The sequence below is a fragment of the Glaciecola sp. 33A genome (genome assembly GCF_002836745.1).
Taxonomy (GTDB): Bacteria; Pseudomonadota; Gammaproteobacteria; order Enterobacterales; family Alteromonadaceae; genus Glaciecola.
In genome coordinates, this window is sequence record NZ_PJAR01000044.1 from 724,096 (window position 1) to 748,958 (window position 24,863).

Sequence of the window (24,863 nt, forward strand, 5' to 3'; positions counted from 1 at the left end):
TTATTGAAAGAGAATATTTGGGAGAGAATTCGGTAGGAGTCGATCCTCTTATAACTAGATATAGGAAACGAAGTTTACACAAAATTTACTTTATCTTGAATTGTCTTTACGTTAACTAGCGTAAAGTATAGGTAGTCGGATAACAAAAACAGGAAAGGTCGATATTATGATTTTTAAAAGATATTTATTAATAAGTATGTCTGTTTATTTTTTTCTTATAATTAGTGGTTGTGGTGGCAGCGATCCTTCACAAAGTCCAATTGAAGAAACGAACCACCAAACTAATCCTCCGGCTACGATTACCGCAGAGGTTTACAAATTGGCGAACTTCTCTGTTCATCTAACCACCGATGTTAAATATGGCGAAGGTTTAAGCCACGCCTATTGGAATACGGAGTCTTCGGATTCAAAAAATCTACTATTGGATATTTATAAACCAAATAATGAAGAACCCTTAAAACCAGCCGTTGTTTTTATTCATGGCGGAGGCTTTACAGGTGGCGATAAGTCAATGGCCGCAGCTTTTGATACGCTGACATACTTTGCGGAGCGAGGTTTTATCGGCATCTCCATCAACTATCGACTATTAAGGGATTACGGAACATTGCCGAACACTTTACTCAATGCAATTAACGCTATACCAAATTTATCGGAAAGTTCACGCGATCAAGTGAAAGCTATGTACCCTGCAATTCGAGACGCCAAAGGTGCTATTCGTTGGGTCTATCAGCAAGCTGATGCACTTGGTATTGATACTGATCACATTTCAGTTGTGGGTGGTTCAGCGGGATCTATAATCGGCGTCGCTCTTGGCGTCATCAATTCTGAAGACTACACTAATGAATTGACGACAAGTGACGATCCAACATTAATAACAGTAAATTTAGATCAGAGCGCTGTTGTGCATACCGTAATTAATCATTGGGGGTCTGGTGGAGGTGTTAATCTTCTTGAACAGCTCGATGGTGTCTCACGATGGGATGAATCTGATTCACCTTTGAGCATAGTCCACGGTACTGTTGACACTACCGTGGCATTTAGTAACGCGCAAGAACTCCGAGCCATCTATTCGTCAACGGGTGCCCCGTTTGCTTACTATCCACTAGAAGGCATGGGACATGGCGCTTGGAGTGCTACCGTTGGAGGTAAAACACTTAATGAATTAGCCTTCGACTTTATTGTAAGCTCCCAAGGTCTTTCAGTTATAGAATAAGGCTACCTTTAAATAGTTCGTTTACCGAAGGGGACAAATAATACCATCCCCCTTAGACTCACTGATAAGGTTTAGTGAAGCTTTTTTTCCTCAGTGCCATGTCTCCTATGCGCTGCGTGCATTAAGTATAGGATTATTCCCCGAGAACAACAGCTAATGCTAATAGCGCCTTTTTTATAAATGCGTACTATTTAGATAAGTGAAAAATTGAAGTGTTAATGTCGTTTAAGCTGCTGAGAGGGTCAGCCGCTTGGGTTATAGGCCTACCTATAACTAAATAGTTAACACCACTTTCAAGAGCGGTTAGCGGTGTTGCAATTCTCACTTGGTCACCTGTTTTTGAGCCAATCGGCCTAATACCAGGCGTCACTAGCAAAAAATCATGATTCAGTATTTTTCTTAACTCGATGGCTTCCTGAGCAGAACATACGACACCATCCAAACCGCATTCTTGAGTTAACAAAGCTAAGCGTTTAACTTGCTCACTAATTTGTATATTGCCCACCACTGAATCCAATTGATTTTGGTCCATGCTAGTTAATACCGTTACCGCTGTCAGCAGAGGTCTATTTATTCCGGTCTCTTTGAGTGCTTCTATGGCTGCCTTCATCATATCGGGACCACCGCTAGCGTGCACGTTTACCATCCAAATACCCAATGAAGCGGCTGCTTTAACCGCTTTAGCTACTGTATTTGGTATATCATGAAATTTCAGATCTAGGAAAACATCAAAGCCTAAAGCAACCACTTTCTTAACCCAGTCGGGTCCAAAATAAGTAAACATTTCCTTACCAATTTTCAAACGACATGCATTTGGATCGAGCTTTGAAATCAACTCGTTAGCTGCGTGTAGATTATCAAAATCAAGTGCAACAATGACTTTCGGGTCGCAAAAAGTTACAGACATACTGATATTATTCTCCGTCTAGGCCTTTAATGGGTTTACTGCTGGACCAGGTTTTGCAGGCGGGACAAAGCCAATGCAATTGACGACCAGAGAAACCGCAGCTGTTGCATCTATATTTTGGGCGTTGGCTTATTTGCTTATCGAGAAGCGATTGTAAGTGACCTAGACTTTCTTGCGCCTTTTTAGCATCACTGAAGTTGTCTTGGTAGAGCTTAAGTAGTGTTTTGAATCCGCGCATAGTTGGCTGCTTCTGCAACTGCGAGACGAGAATGTTAATTGCATGCTCGTTGTCGCCATTGCGAGCAATAATATTCACCTTAGCAATATAAGAGGAGGCACATTTTTGCCAGTAAGGTTCTAACAGTTTTTCTAACTGCTCCCAACCATCTGTTTTACTCGCCCATTCTTCCAACAAGGGAATAGCTTCACTTAACCAATCTAAGTCACGCTTGGGTATTTCAGATAAGTACGCAAAACCTTCTTTATAATTTTCCGAGGCAAGTGCCAGTTTTCCAAGGTCTAGCCATGCTCGCACTTGGCTACCATCGATCATGATCGCTTTTTTCAATAGCGAGGTGGCTTCATCTTTTTTGTTTTCTTCAAGCAATGCTTTTGCTTGCTCACAATAAAAGTGTGAGAGCAAAACGTACAAGTGTTTATCGTTTGGCGTTATCTGAATACTGGTACTTGCTAACTCAATCGCCTTGTTCCACTCTTTGGTCACTTGATAAATATTAAACAGTTTTTGCTGGGCTACATCAAAGTGTTGAGTCTGTTCTAATAACTGTAAAAATACACCTTCAGCACGTTCCAAAAAACCAGCCAGTAAATAATCTGTTCCCAACTCTAAAAGTGCTAGAGCCTCTTGCTTATTGCTTATTTCATCTCTGCTTATAAGGTTCTGATGAACTCTAATGGCTCTATCTAATTCACCTCGATGTCTAAAGAAGTTCCCCATAGCGATATGTGTTTCAACTGTATCATTATTAACACTGATCATTTTCATGAGGGTATCAACCGCTTTATCAGGTTGGTCAGAAAGTAAGAAGTTTAATCCTTTGTAATAGTGCTTTGAAAGAATAGAGGATTGTCTACGTTGGGCTTTTCTAAGACTGTTTCGGCCCATAACCCAACCGTACGCAACGGCAACGGGTAACGCTAAGAATAATGCTTCTAACATTTATGCGGAATCTTTTGATAGCTTCTTCAGCCTTCGTTGCAAAAGTGTATTTTGCATTTTGAGGCCTAGAAAACGAAGTACCATCATCAAAAACCCAATTAAAAAGCCTAATGCTATGGTGATAACCATAAACGTAGAGACTCTTAACTCAGCTTTAGCGACGAGGTAATTGACGGTAATCATTTGGGTATTTTGAGAACCAATAACAATCGATATCATTAATAACATGATAATGACAACGACAACGATTATTCCTTTCATCGAATAGCCTTGATTACTGAATAGCGAATATTTACAGGTCGACTCTATCTCTGAGTTCCTTGCCTGCTTTAAAATGCGGTACATGCTTACCTGTTAACTCTACAGTCTCTCCTGTTTTAGGGTTACGACCAGTGCGAGGTGAACGATAATGTAGTGAAAAACTGCCAAAACCTCTTATTTCAATGCGTTCGCCGCGTTGAAGGGTTTGGGCCATTTGTTCTAATAATTCTTTAATTGCAAGTTCAAGCTCTTTACCCTGCAGGTGCTGTGCTTTCTCGCCTAAACGGTCTATAAGTTCTGATTTGGTCACGCCGATCTCCTATTTAAGAATGATATACAGCAACCAGGGAGAAATTGGAGCGACAGGGACTGTCGCTCCGAATTGCATTACTCGCCTTTAGCAGCTTTAAATGCTTCTGCCATCGCGCTAGCGAAACCAGCTTCGTCGGTCTTGTTGTTAACACTATCAATCGCTTCTTTCTCATCAGCGTGATCTTTAGCCTTAACCGAAAGATTAACAATGCGGTTCTTACGGTCAACACCCATGAATTTAGCATCGATTGCATCACCAACCTTCACTACTTCACCAGCATCTTCCACTCTATCGCGTGTGAGGTCACCAATACGGATATAACCAACAACTTCATCACCAAGTTGAACTGTTACACCTTTTGCATCGGCCTCAATTACTGTTCCATTAACAATAGCACCTTTCTTGTTATCTGTCAGATACTTATTGAATGGGTCTTCTTCAATTTGTTTAACACCAAGTGAGATACGCTCACGTTCTGGGTCAACTTGAAGGACAACAGCTGAAATCTCGTCACCTTTCTTATAGTCACGAACTGCATCTTCACCGGTTTTCTGCCATGAGATGTCAGATAAGTGAACAAGACCGTCAATGCCGCCATCAAGGCCAATAAAGATACCGAAGTCAGTAATTGACTTGATCTTACCAGACACTTTGTCACCTTTTTCGTGTGACTTAGCGAATGTTTCCCAAGGATTATCGATGCATTGTTTGAGGCCAAGAGAAATACGACGACGCTCTTCGTCAATTTCAAGTACCATAACTTCAACAACATCACCAAGGTTAACGACTTTAGATGGGTGAATATTTTTATTAGTCCAATCCATTTCTGAAACGTGAACTAGACCTTCAACACCGTCTTCAATTTCTACAAAGCAACCGTAATCAGTTAAGTTAGTGACTGCACCACTTAAACGAGCACCTTCAGGGTAACGATTAGCAATTTCTTGCCATGGATCATTGCCCATTTGCTTCATACCCAATGAAACGCGTGACTTTTCTTTATCAAACTTAAGCACTTTAACGTTGATTTCATCACCAACATTAACGATTTCACTTGGGTGCTTAACGCGCTTCCAAGCCATATCTGTGATGTGTAGAAGACCATCTACACCACCTAAATCTACGAACGCGCCATAGTCAGTAAGGTTCTTAACGATACCTTTGACTTCATCACCTTCTTCCAAGTTGGAAAGAAGTTGATCACGTTCTGCGCTGCTCTCTGCTTCGATAACTGCACGACGAGATACAACTACGTTATTACGCTTAGCATCAAGCTTAATAACTTTAAATTCTAATTCTTTGCCTTCAAGATGTACTGTTTCACGAACAGGACGAACATCAACAAGTGAACCTGGTAAGAATGCGCGTACAGTATTAACTTCAACTGTGAAACCACCCTTAACTTTACCGTTGATAACACCTTTAATGGTTTCTTTCTCTTCGTAAGCTCTTTCAAGCTCAACCCACGCTTCGTGGCGTTTCGCTTTCTCACGAGAAAGAATAGTTTCACCGAAACCATCTTCGATTGCATCTAATGCAACGTCAACAACATCCCCAACAGCGATTTCTAATGTACCGTCAGCCGCTTTAAATTGGTCTACCGGAATAGCACTTTCTGATTTCAAGCCAGCGTCAACAAGAACAATGTCCTTATCGATAGATACTACGGTACCTTTAACGATTGCGCCCGGGCGAGTTTCTATCTGTTGTAAGCTTTCTTCAAAAAGTTGTGCAAAATTTTCAGTCATATTATTTGATAGTCTTTTTTAATCCGTAATATCATCCGTGGGGTTACGGGGTTGTTAATGATACCGTCGTCGTCCTAACAACAGTCTTTAAACATTTCCACCAAACAGCTTGGCTTCAATGAAATCTTTTGCCTTATCAAGCACTTGTTGTATACCCATTGAGGTAGAATCAAGTACTAAAGCGTCGCTTGCTGCCACTAAGGGAGCAACCGAGCGATTTGAATCACGCTCATCTCGAGCTTGTATATCCGATAAAAGGCGCGAAAGGTTAACATCATAACCTTTAAGTTTCAACTGATCGTATCGTCTTTGCGCTCTCGATTCAGCACTTGCAGTCAAATATATTTTTACATCCGCATTTGGAAACACCACAGTACCCATGTCTCTGCCATCTGCGACCAGTCCTGGCGCTTCAGCAAACGCCCGTTGTCGTCTTAAAAGCGCCTCTCTTACGGTTGGCAAAGCAGCTACTTGTGAAGCAACCGAGCCCACTTCTTCGGTTCGAATATCGTCAGTGACATCCTCGCCCTCTAGAATCACTCGGGTTACTCCATTTTGGGTGTCAAACATGACGTCCAAACTAGCAGCTAATGGCACGATACCAACTTCGTCATCAGGCTCAATACCATGATGCGTTGTTGCTACAGCTAGCACTCTATAAATTGCACCGCTGTCTAGGAATTGCCACTGATAATGCTCAGCTAAAAGCGTACTTAGGGTCCCTTTCCCCGCCCCACTGGGTCCGTCAACAGTTACGACTGGCACTTTTTGCATAATTACTCCATTACGTTCGCTGGCCGAAAAACGCGGCAATTATACGCACATGTGCCAACAGTGCAATGCTTTAGGGCATTCAACTGCCTTGAAACTAGCTATTTGCTAATTTATGCGAACACTATTTACCTATCTATTACCTATTTATTTCCCTTGCTATTTTACGAAATTCGTCAAAATAGCGAGGGAAGGTTTTCGCAGTGCATCCAGGATCATTAATTGTGATGCCAACATCACCCAAAGCTAACAATGAAAAGCACATGGCGACTCGGTGATCATTATACGTATCAATTGTTGCATATTTAAGCTGTTCCGGTGGCGTGATTTTAAGGTAATCGTGCCCCTCTTCGACCATAGCACCGACTTTTTTTAATTCAGTGGCCATTGCACGTAAGCGGTCCGTTTCCTTTACACGCCAATTATACACATTGGAAATACAGGTTGTTCCTTTCGCAAATAACGCAGTTGTCGCTATAGTCATTGCAGCATCAGGAATATGATTCATATCCATATCAACAGCGTATAGAGGAGCACCCGTTACCGATATAAAGTCGTCACCCCAGGTTATCTTTGCGCCCATTTTTTCAAGTACATCAGCAAATGCAATATCGCCTTGAATCGAATTTCTACCGACACCGGTCACTTTAACCGTGCCGCCTTTTATTGCTCCCGCTGCTAGAAAATACGACGCGGAAGATGCGTCGCCTTCCACAAGAAAGGTACCAGGTGACTGATATTGTTGCCCCGCCTTAATAATAAAAGACTGATAGTTAGTGTTTAAGACACTAACTCCAAAGGTTGCCATCGTCTTGAGCGTAATATCAATGTATGGCTTGGAGACGAGTTCCCCTACAATATGAATTCTGACTTCATGTTCGAGCAGCGGAGCCGCCATTAGTAGCGACGTTAAAAACTGGCTTGAAACAGACCCGTCAATGGTGAATGACGCAGTTTCTAGCTTACTGCCTTTTATACGCAGCGGCGGATACCCTTTATTTTTCAGGTAACTTATGTCCGCACCCGCATTAATTAACTCATCAACTAAATCACCAATAGGACGCTCTTCCATCCGTGGTTCGCCCGTTAACTCAACGTCAACGTTTGAAAACGCCAACGCGGCACAAAGCGGACGCATGGCCGTTCCTGCATTACCTAAAAATAATGAAAGTTTTTTGTGCGTCGAAAATTGACCGCCGAGGCCAATAACCTCGCACTCAGTTTTATTATCATTTAAACGATAGCTCACACCTAATTGGGTTAGTGCATTTAACATATGCTTTATATCATCGCTGTCTAACAAGTTGGTCAGTGTGGTTTTACCCTTTGCCAGAGCGGCGAGCAGTAAGGCCCTGTTTGATAAACTTTTTGAACCAGGAACGTTTATTTCGCCCTCAACATAACTAATAGGCTCAAGAGTTAAACTTTCCATCTATCCGTTTTTCCTTTCAAATTCTTGCATAAAATCAGCTAAGGCTTGAGCACCTGACAATGGCATTGCATTGTATATACTTGCCCGCATTCCACCGATCGCTCGATGCCCTTTCAAAGCGACTAAACCGTTGGATTCGGCTTGCTCTAAAAATAATTCATTGAGCGATTCATCACGCAACTGAAAGGTAACATTCATTTTTGAACGATAATCGGTATGCACGTTGTTTTTATAAAAACCAGTCGCGTCAATTTGTTGATATAAAACACGGCTTTTCTGCAGATTTAACTGTGCTATAGCGTCTAATCCGCCTTGTGCTTTCAACCACTTAAAAACCAATCCAGCTAAGTACCAAGAAAAAGTAGGCGGCGTGTTATACATCGACCCGCTGTTTGCCTGTAATTGATAATTAAAAATTGCAGGTGTGTCTTTTCTGGCCTTACCAATGAGGTCATTTCGTACAATCACGACTGACAGTCCTGATGGCCCTATATTCTTTTGTGCACCTGCGTAAATAATCCCAAAATCTTCTACATTAATAGGTTTTGATAGAATATTCGACGACATGTCAACCACGATCGGAACGTTGCCGCTAGCAGATTTTGGTACCCAATTAATTTCAATACCATCAACGGTTTCATTACTACAATAATGAAAATATCCAGACTCTTCAGCAATTGACCACTCGTCTTGTGTTGGCACATACATCTTACCGTCAATTTTTTTATTAGCTGCAACAATGCTGGTGCGACAAAATTTCTGTGCTTCTTGTTCTGCACCGACAGACCATTGTCCGGACACTAGATGCTGACTCAAATCAGATGATTTTGAAATATTCAAGGGTACTGCTGAAAACTGTCCTCTGCCACCACCGTGCATAAACAGGACGGTATAATTGGAAGGGATCTGAAGTAGTTCACGAAGATCAGATTCAGCTTGTTCCGCCACTTCTATGAAAGGCTTACCTCGGTGACTCACCTCCATTACCGAGGTACCAAACCCCTGCCAATTGATAAACTCTTCTTGGGCTTGCTGCATGACTTCTTGCGGAAGCATGGCGGGACCGGCACTAAAATTAAATATGTTTTGCATTAACTTTCATCTTCCAAAAACAAAATAAGCGGCAAAACGCCGCTTATTTATACACTTTAACTAATTACTCTTTTGCGTAATTAATGCTTATTCTGAGTCAGTTGGCGTATCTGCATCAGGGGTTTCACTAGATGGATCCGTTTGATTAGATTCTGCCGTTTCAGCAGTCTCTTCTACTAACTCACTATCGATGTCTTCGAGCATTTCTTCTTCAACTTCATCAATACGTTGAAGAGCGACCACAAGTTCGTCGTCAGCCGTTCTAATTAAACGAACACCTTGCGTATTTCGTCCAACCGTTGACACCTCTGAGGCGCGGGTGCGAACCAGCGTACCTTTGTCACTGATAAGCATAATTTCTTTACTTTCGTCTACTTGAATAGCACCAACAACAAGGCCATTTCGCTCTGATACTTTTATAGAAACGACACCTTTAGTTGCTCTACTCTTAGCTGGGTATTGCTCTATTGGTGTACGTTTACCAAACCCATTCTCAGTAGCAGTTAGAATATCGCCTTCACCTTGAGGAACAATAAGAGAAACAACTTTCTCATTTTCCATTAAGCGAATGCCGCGAACACCAGTTGCTGTTCTGCCCATAGGACGGACTTGCTCTTCACTAAATCTAACCACTTTACCAGCATCAGAGAACAACATGATTTCACTTTGTCCGTCGGTTAGGTCGACACCGATTAGTTCGTTTCCATCATTTAAGTTAACCGCAATAATACCGTTAGCTCTTGGGCGTGAATACTGAGTCAGTTCAGTTTTCTTGACCGTACCGTTTGTGGTCGCCATAAATACATATTTGCCAGCTTCAAATTCTTGAATTGGAAGGATTGCGGTAATACGCTCGCCTTCTTCAAGAGGAAGAATATTAACAATTGGACGACCGCGCGCATTTCTGCTCGCAAGTGGCAGTTGATAAACCTTAAGCCAATATAATCGGCCTCTCGTTGAGAAACAAAGTATATGATCATGAGTGTTAGCAACTAGTAACTTCTCAATAAAGTCTTCGCCCTTCATCTTCGTTGCAGACTTACCTTTACCGCCGCGTCTCTGGGCTTCATAATCAGATAATTTCTGATACTTAACGTAGCCTTCACGAGATAAAGTAACAACCACATCTTCGCGTTCAATTAAATCTTCAATATCGATATCATGAGTCGCTGCCGTGATTTCTGTGCGACGTTCATCACCAAATTCATCGCGTATGGCTTCTAATTCTTCACGTATGATTTCCATTAAGCGTTCTGAGCTTGCTAAGATATGTAATAGCTCTGCAATAATATCCAGTAATGCTTTATATTCATCAAGTATTTTATCATGCTCAAGACCCGTTAATTTGTTCAACCGTAGATCTAGAATTGCTTGAGCTTGCTCTTCTGTTAAGAAGTACTGGTCGTCGCGAATACCAAACTCTGGTGCTAACCAATCAGGACGAGCGGCATCGTTGCCGGCTCTCGAAAGCATTTCTGCAACATCACCTAAATCCCAGCCGCGAGCGATTAATGACTTTTTCGCATCAGATGGACTTTGTGACGCCTTGATCATTTCGATGATCGCGTCAATGTTAACCAACGCGATAGCAAGACCTTCGAGAATGTGAGCTCTATCGCGGGCTTTTTTCAACTCGAAAACAGTTCGTCGAGTAACAACTTCGCGACGATGCAATACAAACTTTTGTAATATCTCTTTTAAATTAAAAATGCGTGGTTGTTTATTATCCAATGCAACCATATTTATACCAAACACGGTTTGAAGTTGTGTGTTTGCGTACAAGTGGTTTAATAATACTTCGCCTGACTCATTGCGTTTGACTTCAATGACGATGCGCATGCCATCTTTATCAGACTCATCTCGTAATGCAGAGACACCTTCAATGCGTTTTTCTTTAACTAAGTCAGCAATTTTTTCAATCAGGCGAGCTTTGTTGACTTGGTAGGGCAGTTCATGAACAATAATAGTCTCTTTACCATTATCTTCTTGTTCAATTTCAGCCCTAGCTCGAAGGTAAATTTTACCACGACCTGTTTTATAGGCCTCTACTATACCTTTTCGACCACTAATAAAAGCTGCTGTAGGGAAATCTGGACCTGGAATGATTTCTAGTAATTCATCGATACTTAAATCGGGATTATTGATAAGTTCGATACAACCGTTTACCACTTCGGTTAGGTTATGTGGTGGAATATTTGTCGCCATGCCAACCGCTATACCAGATGAACCATTAATCAATAAATTAGGCACTCTGGTGGGTAAAACCTCGGGAATGTGTTCCTGACCATCATAGTTTGGTACAAAATTAACGGTTTCTTTTTCAAGATCAGCTAGCAACTCATGCGCAATTTTTGACATCCGAATTTCGGTATATCGCATTGCAGCAGCTGAATCACCATCAACCGAACCAAAGTTACCTTGACCGTCAACCAGCATGTAGCGTAGTGAAAAGTGCTGAGCCATGCGAACAATAGTGTCATAAACGGCTGAGTCACCGTGCGGGTGATATTTACCTATGACGTCACCAACGACACGAGCAGATTTCTTATAAGGCTTATTAAAATCGTTTTTCAACTCATTCATCGCAAATAAAACTCGGCGGTGAACTGGTTTTAAGCCATCTCTTACGTCTGGAAGAGCACGACCCACGATGACACTCATCGCATAATCTAGGTAAGAGTTCTTTAATTCATCTTCGATATTAATCGGCAGGATTTCTTTAGCGTTATCAGTCATGAACTGCACTGTCCTTTATTATTTGTAGAGCATTTACAAACTGATGCTATCTATTCTATAAATAGACGTTGATCTGACGTAAACCGCTCACTTGTTATTGTTAGCCAAGGTTTGGCGAATAGATATTATCATTAAGGCTGTTGAATATGTAGATGTATGTCATAATAATTCGTATAAAAATTGTCAGTTCATTCGCTTCACAGCGTTAAAGACTGAAAAAACAAGAATTCTTTGAGGATGACATGACTACAGTTAACGTTGATAACAATGAAATAGCTAAGTTTTCCGCTTTAGCATCGAAATGGTGGGACCTTAATGGCGAGTTTAAACCTCTTCACGATATAAATCCGGTGCGACTCTCCTTTATACAAGAAAAGTCGCAGGGATTGCATTCAAGAGAGATATTAGATGTTGGTTGCGGTGGCGGGATCCTCGCTGAATCGATGGCTAAGGTTGGCGCTTTGGTGACCGGCATTGATTTAGCTAAAGACTCGTTAGATGTGGCTAAATTGCATGGACTGGAATCGGGCGTCAGTGTTTGTTATGAATTAACTAGCGCGGAAGATTATGCGCGTGATTTCCCTGAAAGTAAGGACATTGTTACTTGTTTAGAAATGCTAGAACATGTACCCGATCCCGCTTCTGTTGTTAGAGCCTGTGCAAATATAGTGAAGCCCGGAGGTCGGGTTTTCTTTTCGACTCTGAATAGAAATATGAAATCTTGGGTGATGGCAATTTTAGGTGCAGAGTACGTTCTTAACCTAGTTCCGAAGGGGACCCATGACCATAAGAAGTTTATTACTCCTGCTGAAATAACGGGATGGATAGACAGTACAAGTTTAGTCCCAAAAGCCATAACCGGTTTACATTTAAACCCGCTTAACAATACCTATTATCTGTCGGATAAAAACGTCGACGTTAATTATATACTTTATTGCGAAAAGCCTCTATAACCACTATATCTAGTGGTTATTATGCCATTAAACACTAGATAAACGATTTTCGTTAAAACAAAATGGAATAAAGAAACACTTTTTAGACTAATTTATTTTGCAAAAAAATAAATAAAAAGAATTCAGTTGCATCTTACATAACCTTGGCAATTTGGTTGCGTTATCGTAAGTCCCTACTAACTGAACTATTAACTAGTGCTCAAACTAGTAAAAAACACTATATGTTGGGTTGCATCTAAGTCAAAACCTCTCTATCTTGTGTTTATCCAATGCCGAACAGCAAACGATAAGTGTAGAAATTCATACACCGCACACCGTGTTCTTTTTGGCCCTATATTAAGGGATTTTAAATCACGCAAATTAACTCGGCGCAGACCAATGAGCGATAATAAAAAATGAACAGTACTATTCTAGTAACAAAAAGAAATGGCAGCCAAGAGCCTATTGAATTAGACAAGATACACAAGGTAGTGAAATGGGCAGCCAACGGCTTGACCGATGTGTCAGTGTCACAAGTCGAAATGAAAGCTCAAATTCAGTTTTACAACGGTATTAAGACAGCAGAAATTCACGAAACGATGATTAAGTCTGCCGCTGATCTTATTTCAACCGACTCACCAGACTATCAATATTTGGCTGCGCGTTTAGCTATTTTCCATCTACGTAAAAAAGCTTATGGTCGATTTGAGCCGCCAGCACTTTACACTCATGTAAAGAAAATGGTTGAAGCTAAAAAATATGATGAACATCTAATGCTAGATTATACGCAAGCTGAATTTGAAGAAATGGATAATTTCATCGACCATTGGCGTGATATGAACTTCAGTTATGCCGCCGTTAAGCAGTTAGAAGGTAAATACCTAGTACAGAATCGTGTCACGGGTGAGATTTATGAAAGTGCTCAGTTTTTATATCTTCTAGTTGCTGCATGTCTGTTCGCAAAGTATCCAGCCGAATCTCGCATGGATTATATTAAGCGTTTTTATGACGCAGCTTCGACTTTTAAAATATCGCTGCCAACGCCAATAATGGCAGGCGTTAGAACCCCTACTCGTCAATTTAGTTCATGTGTATTAATTGAGGCCGGTGACAGCTTAGATTCCATTAATGCAACAGCTTCGGCGATCGTAAAGTACGTTAGCCAACGTGCGGGTATTGGCGTCAACGCCGGTCGTATTAGAGCGCTGGGTAGTCCTATTAGAGGCGGCGAAGCTTTCCATACCGGTTGTATTCCTTTTTATAAGCACTTCCAAACGGCAGTGAAAAGTTGCTCTCAAGGCGGCGTTCGTGGCGGTGCAGCGACTCTGTTTTATCCTCTATGGCATATGGAAGTTGAATCGCTACTGGTATTGAAAAATAATCGGGGTGTTGAGGAGAACCGAGTTCGTCATTTAGATTACGGCGTACAATTTAATAAATTGATGTATACCCGAATGCTCAAAGACGATCACATCACGTTGTTTAGTCCATCAGACACGCCAGGATTGTATGACGCTTTCTTTGCGGATCAGGACGAATTTGAGCGTTTGTATACAATATATGAAGCAGATGACAGCATTCGTAAAAAGCGCATCAAGGCCATTGAATTATTCAGTCTATTTATGCAAGAGCGTGCAAGCACGGGTCGAATTTATTTACAAAATGTTGATCACTGCAATACTCACAGTCCGTTTAACCCAAAATTTGCCCCGGTACGTCAAAGCAACTTGTGCTTAGAAATTGCATTACCCACTAAACCACTGTCACATATTAATGATGAAGAAGGCGAGATAGCACTTTGCACCTTATCAGCATTTAACCTCGGCGAAATAAAGAGCTTGGACGAGTTCGAGGAATTATCTGACTTAGCAGTGCGTGCACTCGACAGCTTGTTGGATTATCAAGATTATCCAGTTCCTGCGGCATACAATGCCACAGTGGGCAGACGTACCTTAGGTGTTGGTGTTATTAATTTAGCCTATTACCTAGCTAAAAATGGTGTTAAATACAGCGATCATAGTGCTAACGGTCTAGTTCATAGAACATTTGAAGCAATGCAGTATTATTTACTGAAAGCATCCATGGAGTTAGCTAAAGAAAAAGGCGCTTGTCCGAAGTTCAACGAAACCACGTATTCGCAAGGCTTAATGCCAATTGATACCTACAAAAAAGACGTTGACGGCATCTGTAATGAGCCTCTTCATTACGATTGGGACACCTTGCGCGACGATATAGTCAAGCATGGTTTACGAAATAGCACATTGTCGGCGCTTATGCCCTCGGAAACATCATCACAAATTTCAAATGCAACCAATGGTATTGAACCACCACGCGGACATATCAGTATAAAGGCTAGTAAGGACGGCATTTTGAAACAAGTTGTTCCAGAATATCAACGTTTGAAAGATAACTACGAGCTTTTGTGGGAACTTAAATCGAATGACGGTTACTTGCAGTTGGTCGCCATTATGCAGAAGTTTATTGACCAAGCTATCTCGGCAAATACCAGTTATGACCCAGGTAAGTATGAAGGCAATAAAGTACCAATGCGAGTATTATTAAAAGACTTACTGACAACCTACAAACTAGGTATTAAGACGCTTTATTATCATAACACTAGAGACGGCGCTACAGACAATACTGACAAAGCCTTTGTAGAAGAAGCCTCGTCTAAGCCAGCACAAGAAGTCATTATTGAAGAAGATGATGATTGCGCCGGCGGTGCTTGTAAAATTTAGCCTCATTTGATTAAACCAATAAGTGAAAATATAAAACAATGAAATACACAACATTTAATCAAGAAAATAACAATGCAATGCTTGAGCCTATGTTTTTCGGTAATCCGGTTAACGTAGCTCGCTACGACCAGCAAAAGCATCCGATTTTCGAAAAGTTAATTGAAAAACAAATCTCATTTTTCTGGCGCCCTGAAGAAGTTGACGTCAGCAAAGATAGAATGGATTTTCAAAAGTTGTCTGATGCTGAAAAGCACATTTTTACCTCTAATTTAAAGTATCAGACGTTGCTTGATTCGATTCAAGGCCGTAGTCCAAACATTGCTTTTCTGCCGATTATATCTATTCCAGAATTAGAGACATGGGTAGAGACGTGGTCGTTTTTTGAAACCATACATTCGCGTTCATATACACACATTTTACGAAATCTTTTTTCTGATCCCAGTGCAATTTTCGAAGATATTGTGGTGAATGGTGAAATTAAAAAGCGTGCCACCGATATCTCTAAATACTATGACGACCTCATCTTTGCAACACAGTTGTGGCAAACACAGGGTGAAGGCGAATATGTTGTTGACGGTAAAACCCACGTCATTAACATGCGCGAATTAAAAAAATTATTGTACTTGTGCATGAATTCAGTCAATGCGCTAGAAGCCATACGTTTTTACGTTTCATTTGCATGTACATTTGCATTTGCAGAACGTGAATTAATGGAAGGTAATTCTAAAATCATCCGACTCATTGCACGTGACGAAAACATCCATTTAACCTCTACCCAACACATACTGAATTTGTGGGCGAAGGGAAAAGATGATCCAGAGATGGCTGAAATCGCTGCAGAGTGTCATGAAGAAGCAAAAGCTATTTTCTTGAAAGCGGTAGAACAAGAAAAAGAATGGGCTCATTACCTCTTCAAAAATGGCTCAATGTTGGGCCTTAATGAAGAGATATTGTGTCAATACGTGGAATACATTGCTAACCATAGAATGGCGGCTATTGGCATGGGACAACCTTTTGATATCAAGAGTAACCCACTTCCTTGGATGAACAACTATCTTAGCTCAGACAATGTCCAAGTTGCTCCTCAAGAAACTGAAATCAGTAGTTATCTTGTTGGCCAAATTGACAGTGAAGTTGCTGCTGAAGATTTCGAGGCATTCGAACTCTAACGTGGTAAAAAAATTAGGTATGTATGAGGTCCGAGTCGAAGGCTCGGACACTTTTAATTGCAAGAATAACGATGATTCATTATTGTCTCATCTCGAACAACAAAACATCGAAGTTCACTTTCATTGCAGAGAAGGCTACTGTGGTGCTTGCCGAACCAAACTTATATCTGGTGAGGTTGAATACACCACGGATCCCCTTGCCTTCATCGATGACGACGAAATATTACCTTGTTGTTGCAAGCCGACTACAGATATCAAAATCAAACTATACTAAATTGCTTTTTTTATGGTGCAAGCAAAGGGTATTTATTTAATGACTTGTATTTATTTAATGACTTGTATTTATTTAATAAATAGCGGGATAATATTCTCTGAAGGTTGATAACCTGGAATAATTTGTATATCACCTTTACTTAAATACATGAACGGCGTTCCTTCTAACCCTACGTTTTGTCCAGCCACCTTTCCTTTCATAACGCTGTCTACACATTCTTGCGCGTAACTTTCTTGAACGAATTCGCCATCGTCAGTACCCGCTTTAATTTTTGTCATTGCAGCCGCTTTGTCTTTCGCGCACATAACCTGTTTCATGTTTTCAAACGCTAGTTGGCCGTCAACTAGTTCGCTTCTTGGGTATGGAATGTACTTAACATCTATGCCCGCATTCTGATAATTTTGAACTTCTAAATGTAGCTTTTTACAATAACCACAAGTTGTATCAGAGAATACGTAAAGTTGACCAATCGATTTTCCCTTTGCAGGATAGATAACAAAATCATTTTCGTCCAACTTAGCAATCTCTTGCTCCACAATAACTACTTGTCCTTTTTGCTTTTCTATTCGCGTTAGGTTGATCATCTTCTGTAAATCAAAGACATCACCAACGATAGCTCTGGTCCCATCTTTAGACACAACAAGTGATTGACCATCCACGTTTACTTCATACAAACCAGGAAATTTTTCGTCGCTTAATTCACGCATAACCACAATTTTTGCACTTCCAAATTGCGCATTTGCATTCCTTAAGTTATTTTCGACCTGCTCCAAATCGCTCTGCTGCGCACAAGCGAAATTAGTAAAAGTAGCCATAACGACGAGTACTAAAAAATTTCTTTTAATCATATTTTCTCTCTTAAAAAAAAGAGTACCTTTAGGTACTCTTGAAATAGCATTATCAATTAAACAAGCACCTAAAGCTCAAGACCGATCCGTTTCGCCACTTCAATATATGATTCAACGACTGAACCTAAACCTTGTCTAAATCTGTCTTTATCTAACTTTTTGCGAGTTTCTTTATCCCAAAGTCGACAACCATCTGGCGTGAATTCATCACCTAAAATGAGTTCGCCGTTGCTCAAACCAAACTCCAGTTTATAGTCAACAAGCAACATACCACCTTCTTCAAATAATGGTTTCAATACATCATTGACAGCGAAGGTAAGACGTTTCATTTCATCTATTTGCTCTTGAGTTGCCCATCCAAAAGCGGTGATGTGATAATCATTTACCATTGGGTCATGCAAAGCATCATTTTTCAGGAAGAACTCAAACGTAGGAGGGTCTAAAACAAGTCCTTCTTCTATACCAAGGCGACGTACCATCGAGCCTGCTGCAATATTCCTAACAACACATTCAACCGGTATCATCGTTAATTTTTTTACGACACATTCAGTGTCTGACAGCAAAGACTCAACTTGCGTTTTTATGCCGGCTGCTTCAAGTTTCTGCATAATAAAATGATTGAATTTATTATTTACTTCGCCTTTACGCTCAAGTTGTTCAATTTTTTCTCCGTCGAAAGCCGACGTATCATTTCTAAAATACAATACTAATTTGTCAGCATCTTCAGTTAAAAAAACAGTTTTTGCTTTACCACGATACAATTCATCTCGTTTTTGCATGGAAAGAGTCCCTAACCCTAAATATCTAGATCTTCATTGCCCATATAATCTTTAAATGGTGCAAATATTTTTACTATCTGTTTCGCGTCAAAGGGTTTACTCTCATTATCCATGAAAGTAACCGTGGTTTTCTCACCTATCCCTTCTAACTTGAGGCGGTACTCGTCTTTTTCGATATCAAGTTCATCATTACCGCCCAATAAACCTGACCACCAAGAACTTTCAACACCATTATATTGCACGAACAACAGACCCGTTGATTGGTCTAAATCTTTAACATCAAAACCCATTTTACGTAAAACCAGTAACAACCTCGGCCAGGTGTTTTCATAAACGGCATCAACCATAAATGCAGGATTACCATCGGAGTTGAAGCCCATTTCGCTACTGAAACCTCGACGGATTGTTGCGATCCGTTGAGTGTTCGCAAGGCGAATACCAAAATCGTATTCAATAATAACGCTATTCAGGAAATTTGATTCGTTGGTCCGTTTACTGATCAGATCAACCTGCTCTATTACCGATCGACCATTTTCATCTAAATAATCAATAAGCTCGGTTTTAAGCGATGCTGCGCGGCCGTGCGGTGCAAGCTCCATCGTAAACTTGAATTTTTTATTCAAAGATATAAAATCATCAGTAAAATCATACCAACTAGTGGGAACTTCGCGCACTTCCGTTACCCAATTGGTAATTAATATATTGTTGTCTTTGTCGAATTTTTCAACACCAACGTTACTTTTTTCCAAATAATCTAATACGGTGTCCCAAACAGTTTTTTGTAACGGTTCGCTATCATCAACTTGCTCAAACAGGACTTTAGCTTCTCCAGAACCTTCCTCTACACGCGTTCCAGTAACCAATGGCAGTATTAATGTCGGTGGGATCACCTTTAATTTTTTACCTTTTAGATCGGTTGGCGCGTTCTCACCCAACTCAGGCAAAATGAATCGTTGAGAATAATTTGGAGAATCTAAACCTTCAGGAACATCCATTGATTTGTGTTGTGACGCTTCTAAGTATTTATAACTACCTGACGCTAATTCACGTTCTGCCTTGCCCGCACAGCCAACTATAGTGAATACAACGAGACTTAAACCTACCGCTTTATATTTCATTAAAAACCTAACTAAATTAAATTCAACGCACTAAGAGTTTCTTCGATTGCTTTTTTACTATTTAGTTCAGGTAGAACCATTGGAAGTCGCAAAAAAGCATCATCGATGAGACCCATTTTATATAATGCCCACTTTGGCATAACCGGATTTGGTTCAACAAACAAAATCCGATGTAACTCGATTATTTGGTTGTTTAACTGCTGCGATAGTTCTACGTTGCCTTGCAGCGCGGCTTCGCACATAGCAGCCATTGCTTTTGGCACTATATTGGCGGTTACCGAGATGACACCATCGCCGCCCTGACACATGAAATTGCAACCAGAGTCGTCATCACCACTGAAAAATAAAAAATCATCAGCTACTAAGGATTTGGTTTGCTCTAACCTCGATAAATCCCCAGTTGCATCTTTAATACCAACGATGTTCTTATGCTCGGATAACTCAGCAACGGTTTCTGGTAACATGTCAGCTACGGTTCGTCCGGGTACATTGTATAGCATTAAGGGAATATCTGTCGCATCTGCAATTGCGTTAAAGTGTGCAACCATGCCGGCCTGTTGTGGTTTGTTGTAGTAAGGAACGACACTTAAAAACCCATCAAGACCTAAACCGCACATTTGTTCACTTAAGAATATGGCTTCCGACGTAGAGTTCGCACCACTACCCGCCATGACAGGTATCTTTTTATCGACAAACCCAATGATCAATTTAACCACATCAATATGTTCTTTAAATGGCAAAGTTGCTGATTCGCCGGTCGTCCCTACCGCAACAATACCATGCGTACCGTTGTCTATATGAAACTCAACCAACCTTCTCAAGCTAGTAACGTCTACACTGCCATTTGGCAACATAGGTGTTACTAATGCGACATAACTTCCTTTGAACATTATTCCCCCTTTGAATCTGCCCGCCATGTTAGTGTTCACAAGCAATAAACACAAGCACATAAAGCCTAAGGTAATACATTTTTTTCTAATATATTATGTGAGAACATATTTTGACTAACAATGTTCCTAAATTTATACTTATGCTAATATCCATTCTCCTATCTATAAGTACAACATTAGTATGAATCAACAGATTATTGTGAATATTTTAGGTGCCGACAAATTAGGCATTTTAAGCGAGATAAGCGCGTGTATGCATGACAAATGCTGCAACATTCTCGACAGTCGTCATGCTATTTATGGAACCGACTTTTCGCTTTCCATGATCGTTGAAGGTACCCAATCAGCGATTACTAAATTGGAAGTGCAACTATCGAGTTTGTGCATGAAGTATGAGCTTCTCTCGATGATAAAACGCACCAGTGGCCACGCAAAACAGAATTTGGAGCAACTTATTAATTTGGAGTTTTCTGGAGAAGATGCGAAAGGAATAATTACGCGAGTCACTGCTTTTCTTGCTGAACGCCAAGTTTCTGTTAGTGCATTTAGACAACGGACCTTTATTGATAAGACAACTAACGTCGAAAATGTTAAATGTAAAATGGTACTCAGTGCGACCAAAGAATTAGATTTAGGTAATTTTGATGAAGAAATAAAACAACTTATGTGTAAATTGGGCCTGTCTGGAAAGGTGACACACAACGAAATTAAGGAAGAAAATGAACACATTGAAAGCTGGTGATAAAGCACCACAATTTACGCTACAAAACCAATCTGATGACCTTGTATCCTTAGCCGATTTTACGGGTAAAAAAGTATTAGTTTATTTTTATCCAAAAGCAATGACCCCAGGATGTACGATCCAAGCTCAAGGCTTGCGCGATATAAAAAGCGATTTAGACAATAAAAATGTTGTGGTACTCGGTATTAGTCCGGACGCAGTAAAACGTTTGCCTAAGTTTATTCAAAAAGAATCATTAAACTTCACGCTACTGAGTGACGAGGACCATGCTGTTGCCGATGCCTTTGGCGTTTGGGGCCTGAAAAAATTCATGGGTAAAGAATATGATGGAATACATCGCCTCAGTTTCCTAATAGACGAAAATGGTGTTATCAGTCATGTGCTTGATAAGTTTAAAACCAAAGAACATCATCAAGTTGTCTTAGACTTGTTAGCCTAAGATTGGCGTCAATAAAAAAGACGGTCCGGAGTACCCGCCTTTTTTTGTTCTACTATTTAATTTCACTTGGCTCAGGGCCAGAGTCGACCTCAGAGGGCGATGACCAAGCAGCAATGACAGCTTTCACTAAGGTGGCTAAAGGAATAGCAAAAAACACGCCCCAGAACCCCCACATCCCGCCAAATACCAACACAGCAATAATGATGTAGAGAGGATGCAGACTGACTGCCTCGGAGAACAGCACTGGTACAATAACATTGCCATCCAACGCCTGAATAATCGTATATACTAACATTAAATACCAAAACTCAGAGCTCACTCCGAATTGAAATAAGCCCACAATAGCGACCGGAATAGTTACTACTGCAGCCCCTATATAAGGTATCAAAACCGAAAATCCAACCAACACCCCAAGCAGTAACGAATAACGCAAATCCATAAATGCAAAGGCTGCGGATGTTAGACCACCGACAATGAGGATTTCGATTACCTTGCCTCGTATGTAATTTGCTATCTGCATGTTCATCTCCTCACCAACCTGACTGATTAGGCGACGCTCGTTCGGTAGTACCTTGGAAATACTCTTGAGAAATAATTCTTTGTCCTTCAACATGAAAAAGACCATTAGAGGTACCAATATCATATAAATCAACAAAGCAGCTAAATTACCAATTGAACTGACCGAAATACTAATTACTTGCTGACCTATCTCAACCATTCGCTGATTTAAGCTAGCCATCGCATTTTTAATATAATCAACTTCAATTAAATCAGGATACTTACGAGGCAAACTCGCAAGCCATTTTTGTGCTGAATCCCATATCAAAGGCAGTTCTTGAACCAGATTGATGCTCTGTTTGCTAATAATAGGCACTATTCCAATTAACATCAGAATACTAATAAGAATAAAGATGATAAGTGTTATTGAAGTCGCTAGCGTTCTATTTATACCTCGCTTATGCAAGTGCGTCACCGGCCAGTCCAATAAATAGGCAATAATGGCAGACACAATGACAGGCAATAAAATCCCACCCCATATAAGTAAAATAACGGCAGTAACGATGATTAACATCAATAACATCATTGCGTTAGGGTCTGAAAACTTGCGTTGATACCAACGATCGAAAACGCCAAACATATTGTGTATCTATCCTTCTTTTTGATTTTTTGCTCAATTGCAATTATGGTAAACCTAGTTTCCACTTAAAACCAGAAAAAGTGAAACTATCTCGTGCTATCGCGGTCTATGTATCGTATATAATACTACTTACGTTAAGGGCAATTAAAACGACCCATGAGTATGAATCTAATAAAGAAAGCATTTATCGCCTTCACTTGCTTCTTAATCCCCATTATAGGCAATACACAATCGATTGACAGCAACAAAAATCAGTTACCCGAAATTGGTGTAGTTGCGTCTGACACACTAACAATTGATAAGGAATTATTGATTGGTGATGCCATGATGCGTCAATTAAGGGGCCAGGCTCCGGTTATTCATGATCCTGTAATTAACGAATATATTCAGGATTTAGGAAATAGGTTGGTTATTGAAGCTGATAATGCGAAATTTCCTTTCTCCTTTTTCATGCTCAATAATTCTACTATTAATGCCTTTGCATTTTTTGGTGGTCACATCGGTATTCACTCTGGCTTAATCACTCAAGCTGGCTCAGAAAGTGAACTTGCTTCTGTGTTCGCACACGAAGTAGCGCACGTAACACAACGCCATCTTGCCCGCGCTAGTCAGGCTCAAAAACGCGGTGCGCCGTTGCAAATCGCATCACTTATTGGTGGTATTTTATTGGCAATGGCAAACCCCGAAGCAGGTATTGCGGCGATCAGCGCAGGAAATGCCGGTGCGGCACAAAGTCGAATTAATTACACTAGAAATATGGAACAAGAAGCAGATAATATCGGTATTTCGATGCTGGCGAGAGCGGGCTTTGATCCCGCAGGAGCTCCTGCGTTTTTTTCAACATTAGCCCAGCAATCTCGGGGGCAAAGCAATCAGTTGGAGTTTTTACGGACTCATCCTGTGCCAGAGAATCGAATTTCAGAGACACGAGCTAGAGCGGCAACTTACGGCATTCGTAACGTGCCAGAAAGCTTAACCTTTCATTTGGTTAAATCCAGAATCATTGCACGATACGAGGGTAATCCACTTCGCAACCTCAACTATTTTGGTTATCAGGTGCAAGAAAAAAAATATATATTTCGTGAAGCCGCATTGTATGGTTTAGCCCTGTCCTATTTTGAAAGCGAGCAATATGCATCTGCATCACAAATTTTGACTGAATTGTTGAGTAATGATACAGAAAATTTATTTTACCTAGATGCCATGACGGACGTGTTAATAGCTCAGCAGAATCCTAAAGCTGCGATAGAAATGCTAACACCACTGTGGCGCTTCAAACCACAAAATCAGGTCCTTGCACTAAATTTAGCCAACGCAATGATAAAAGCGGAACAATATCCAGAAGCAATACAAATATTGCGCGATCTGTTGTTAGTTGATCCCGAACAATACTTGTCTTATTCATTATTGATTGACGCCTACATTGCTACTGGCCAAAAGAGACAAATGTACCGAGCAAGCGCAGAACGATTTGCACTACTACTTGCGTATCCTAAGGCTATTGACGAACTTCAGTTCGCCTATAATGAAACCGGCATGGACTTTTTAGAGAAGCAACGAATACAAGCAAGAATAGAACAATTTAGAAATGAAATCGAAACACTAGAGAGACTCTAGTCGTTTGCAATTGCTTGATTGAGACTTTTACTATTCTGCTCGCCTAGAAGCTGGCCTGCCAACGTACCGTCAGGTCGAATAAGGTAAGTTGCCGGTAAGTATTTTGGTGTTTCAAAAGGTAAAGCAGTTTTAACATTATTAATAAGTGGAAATTCAATGTTGTACTTTTTTGCGAGTAAAGAGAGCTCATGATCCTGCATTGCATCATAACTTACGCCGAATAGAACCGCATTTTGTTTTCCATCAGTTAACGCTTTGAAGTCGTTAAGTTCTGGAATTTCACGCAAACAAGGCGCACACCATTCAGCAAAATAGTTAATCACAACCCACTTTCCTTGCAATTCTTTGAATCGATAAGTTGAACCATCAAGGGTAGTAAAATCGTATCTGTTGTTTAATTGATAGGTGACGCCTAGCGTAAGGGAACCGATACCAACAACCAGATATAATAGAATGTTTTTCACTCGTCACTCCTTGCTCGATTCGAACCCAATAAGGTAATATTAGGACGAGTAGACTGTTCATG

The 24,863-nt window shown here is 40.6% G+C and carries 23 protein-coding genes; 8 read left to right on the plus strand and 15 right to left on the minus strand.

All coding sequences use genetic code 11. The features are described from left to right. Positions 1 to 166: 166 nt before the first annotated feature. A complete protein-coding gene (locus CXF81_RS19305) occupies positions 167 to 1,213 on the plus strand; it encodes an alpha/beta hydrolase (RefSeq protein ID WP_101183019.1) in 1,047 nt (348 codons plus the stop codon). Positions 1,214 to 1,400: 187 nt separating this feature from the next. Here CXF81_RS19305 and pyrF read toward each other — a convergent pair whose 3' ends face one another. The 9 genes from pyrF to gyrA all read right to left on the minus strand — a co-directional run bounded on the left by pyrF (position 1,401) and on the right by gyrA (position 11,653). Then, positions 1,401 to 2,120: an orotidine-5'-phosphate decarboxylase gene (gene pyrF, locus CXF81_RS19310; RefSeq protein ID WP_101183020.1), complete on the minus strand. Its 720-nt coding sequence runs from the start codon at positions 2,118 to 2,120 to the stop codon at positions 1,401 to 1,403. Between the two features lie 7 nt (positions 2,121 to 2,127). Then, positions 2,128 to 3,300: a lipopolysaccharide assembly protein LapB gene (gene lapB, locus CXF81_RS19315; protein WP_101183021.1), complete on the minus strand. Its 1,173-nt coding sequence runs from the start codon at positions 3,298 to 3,300 to the stop codon at positions 2,128 to 2,130. Further along, positions 3,301 to 3,561 (minus strand): lipopolysaccharide assembly protein LapA domain-containing protein, encoded by a 261-nt coding sequence (locus CXF81_RS19320; RefSeq protein ID WP_101183022.1) that lies wholly within the window; start codon positions 3,559 to 3,561, stop codon positions 3,301 to 3,303. Between the two features lie 31 nt (positions 3,562 to 3,592). Continuing rightward, positions 3,593 to 3,871 carry an integration host factor subunit beta gene (gene ihfB, locus CXF81_RS19325; protein ID WP_006012065.1) on the minus strand — a complete coding sequence of 93 codons (279 nt, stop codon included), beginning with the start codon at positions 3,869 to 3,871 and terminating at the stop codon, positions 3,593 to 3,595. Positions 3,872 to 3,948: 77 nt separating this feature from the next. Beyond that, complete coding sequence (rpsA, locus tag CXF81_RS19330; protein ID WP_101183023.1) at positions 3,949 to 5,622, minus strand: 30S ribosomal protein S1; 1,674 nt, start codon at positions 5,620 to 5,622, stop codon at positions 3,949 to 3,951. An 87-nt stretch (positions 5,623 to 5,709) separates the two neighbouring features. Beyond that, positions 5,710 to 6,396, minus strand: a complete 687-nt coding sequence (cmk, locus tag CXF81_RS19335) for a (d)CMP kinase (protein ID WP_101183024.1) — start codon at positions 6,394 to 6,396, stop codon at positions 5,710 to 5,712. Between the two features lie 136 nt (positions 6,397 to 6,532). After that, positions 6,533 to 7,825: a 3-phosphoshikimate 1-carboxyvinyltransferase gene (gene aroA, locus CXF81_RS19340; RefSeq protein ID WP_101183025.1), complete on the minus strand. Its 1,293-nt coding sequence runs from the start codon at positions 7,823 to 7,825 to the stop codon at positions 6,533 to 6,535. Further along, the gene (gene serC / locus CXF81_RS19345) at positions 7,826 to 8,917 is read right to left on the minus strand and encodes a 3-phosphoserine/phosphohydroxythreonine transaminase (protein ID WP_101183026.1); all 1,092 of its coding nucleotides are present in this window, start codon (positions 8,915 to 8,917) and stop codon (positions 7,826 to 7,828) included. Positions 8,918 to 9,004: 87 nt separating this feature from the next. After that, positions 9,005 to 11,653, minus strand: a complete 2,649-nt coding sequence (gene gyrA, locus CXF81_RS19350; RefSeq protein WP_101183027.1) for a DNA topoisomerase (ATP-hydrolyzing) subunit A — start codon at positions 11,651 to 11,653, stop codon at positions 9,005 to 9,007. Positions 11,654 to 11,895: 242 nt separating this feature from the next. Here gyrA and ubiG point away from each other — a divergent pair, with 242 nt between their 5' ends. From ubiG to yfaE, 4 genes are all read left to right on the plus strand, one after another. Continuing rightward, positions 11,896 to 12,606 carry a bifunctional 2-polyprenyl-6-hydroxyphenol methylase/3-demethylubiquinol 3-O-methyltransferase UbiG gene (ubiG, locus tag CXF81_RS19355; RefSeq protein ID WP_101183028.1) on the plus strand — a complete coding sequence of 237 codons (711 nt, stop codon included), beginning with the start codon at positions 11,896 to 11,898 and terminating at the stop codon, positions 12,604 to 12,606. 395 nt (positions 12,607 to 13,001) lie between these two features. Then, positions 13,002 to 15,323 carry a class 1a ribonucleoside-diphosphate reductase subunit alpha gene (gene nrdA / locus CXF81_RS19360; protein ID WP_101183029.1) on the plus strand — a complete coding sequence of 774 codons (2,322 nt, stop codon included), beginning with the start codon at positions 13,002 to 13,004 and terminating at the stop codon, positions 15,321 to 15,323. A gap of 38 nt (positions 15,324 to 15,361) precedes the next feature. Then, positions 15,362 to 16,492 (plus strand): class Ia ribonucleoside-diphosphate reductase subunit beta, encoded by a 1,131-nt coding sequence (gene nrdB, locus CXF81_RS19365; protein ID WP_101183030.1) that lies wholly within the window; start codon positions 15,362 to 15,364, stop codon positions 16,490 to 16,492. Positions 16,493 to 16,511: 19 nt separating this feature from the next. Beyond that, positions 16,512 to 16,766 carry a class I ribonucleotide reductase maintenance protein YfaE gene (gene yfaE / locus CXF81_RS19370; protein WP_101183126.1) on the plus strand — a complete coding sequence of 85 codons (255 nt, stop codon included), beginning with the start codon at positions 16,512 to 16,514 and terminating at the stop codon, positions 16,764 to 16,766. 68 nt (positions 16,767 to 16,834) lie between these two features. On the opposite strand, the gene CXF81_RS19375 is transcribed toward yfaE, so the two are convergent. From CXF81_RS19375 to dapA, 4 genes are all read right to left on the minus strand, one after another. Next, the gene (locus tag CXF81_RS19375) at positions 16,835 to 17,614 is read right to left on the minus strand and encodes a DsbC family protein (protein WP_101183031.1); all 780 of its coding nucleotides are present in this window, start codon (positions 17,612 to 17,614) and stop codon (positions 16,835 to 16,837) included. Between the two features lie 68 nt (positions 17,615 to 17,682). Next, positions 17,683 to 18,393: a phosphoribosylaminoimidazolesuccinocarboxamide synthase gene (purC, locus tag CXF81_RS19380; RefSeq protein ID WP_101183032.1), complete on the minus strand. Its 711-nt coding sequence runs from the start codon at positions 18,391 to 18,393 to the stop codon at positions 17,683 to 17,685. A 17-nt stretch (positions 18,394 to 18,410) separates the two neighbouring features. Next, the gene (bamC, locus tag CXF81_RS19385; protein WP_101183033.1) at positions 18,411 to 19,511 is read right to left on the minus strand and encodes an outer membrane protein assembly factor BamC; all 1,101 of its coding nucleotides are present in this window, start codon (positions 19,509 to 19,511) and stop codon (positions 18,411 to 18,413) included. 11 nt (positions 19,512 to 19,522) lie between these two features. Then, on the minus strand, positions 19,523 to 20,401 hold the full coding sequence (gene dapA / locus CXF81_RS19390; RefSeq protein WP_101183034.1) for a 4-hydroxy-tetrahydrodipicolinate synthase: 879 nt from the start codon (positions 20,399 to 20,401) through the stop codon (positions 19,523 to 19,525). A gap of 181 nt (positions 20,402 to 20,582) precedes the next feature. Here dapA and CXF81_RS19395 point away from each other — a divergent pair, with 181 nt between their 5' ends. Together CXF81_RS19395 and bcp are read left to right on the plus strand one after the other, a co-directional pair. After that, complete coding sequence (locus CXF81_RS19395) at positions 20,583 to 21,143, plus strand: glycine cleavage system protein R (protein ID WP_101183035.1); 561 nt, start codon at positions 20,583 to 20,585, stop codon at positions 21,141 to 21,143. Then, on the plus strand, positions 21,121 to 21,582 hold the full coding sequence (bcp, locus tag CXF81_RS19400) for a thioredoxin-dependent thiol peroxidase (RefSeq protein ID WP_101183036.1): 462 nt from the start codon (positions 21,121 to 21,123) through the stop codon (positions 21,580 to 21,582). The genes CXF81_RS19395 and bcp overlap by 23 nt, the downstream gene beginning before the upstream one ends. Before the next feature lie 52 nt (positions 21,583 to 21,634). Here bcp and CXF81_RS19405 read toward each other — a convergent pair whose 3' ends face one another. Beyond that, the gene (locus CXF81_RS19405) at positions 21,635 to 22,720 is read right to left on the minus strand and encodes an AI-2E family transporter (protein ID WP_101183037.1); all 1,086 of its coding nucleotides are present in this window, start codon (positions 22,718 to 22,720) and stop codon (positions 21,635 to 21,637) included. A 156-nt stretch (positions 22,721 to 22,876) separates the two neighbouring features. On the opposite strand from CXF81_RS19405, the gene CXF81_RS19410 reads away from it, so the two are divergent. Further along, positions 22,877 to 24,337, plus strand: coding sequence for a M48 family metalloprotease (locus tag CXF81_RS19410; RefSeq protein WP_369828731.1), 1,461 nt, complete (start codon positions 22,877 to 22,879; stop codon positions 24,335 to 24,337). Here the strand turns inward: CXF81_RS19410 and CXF81_RS19415 are convergent. Then, positions 24,334 to 24,801 (minus strand): TlpA disulfide reductase family protein, encoded by a 468-nt coding sequence (locus CXF81_RS19415; RefSeq protein ID WP_101183039.1) that lies wholly within the window; start codon positions 24,799 to 24,801, stop codon positions 24,334 to 24,336. The genes CXF81_RS19410 and CXF81_RS19415 overlap by 4 nt on opposite strands. Positions 24,802 to 24,863 lie beyond the last annotated feature (62 nt).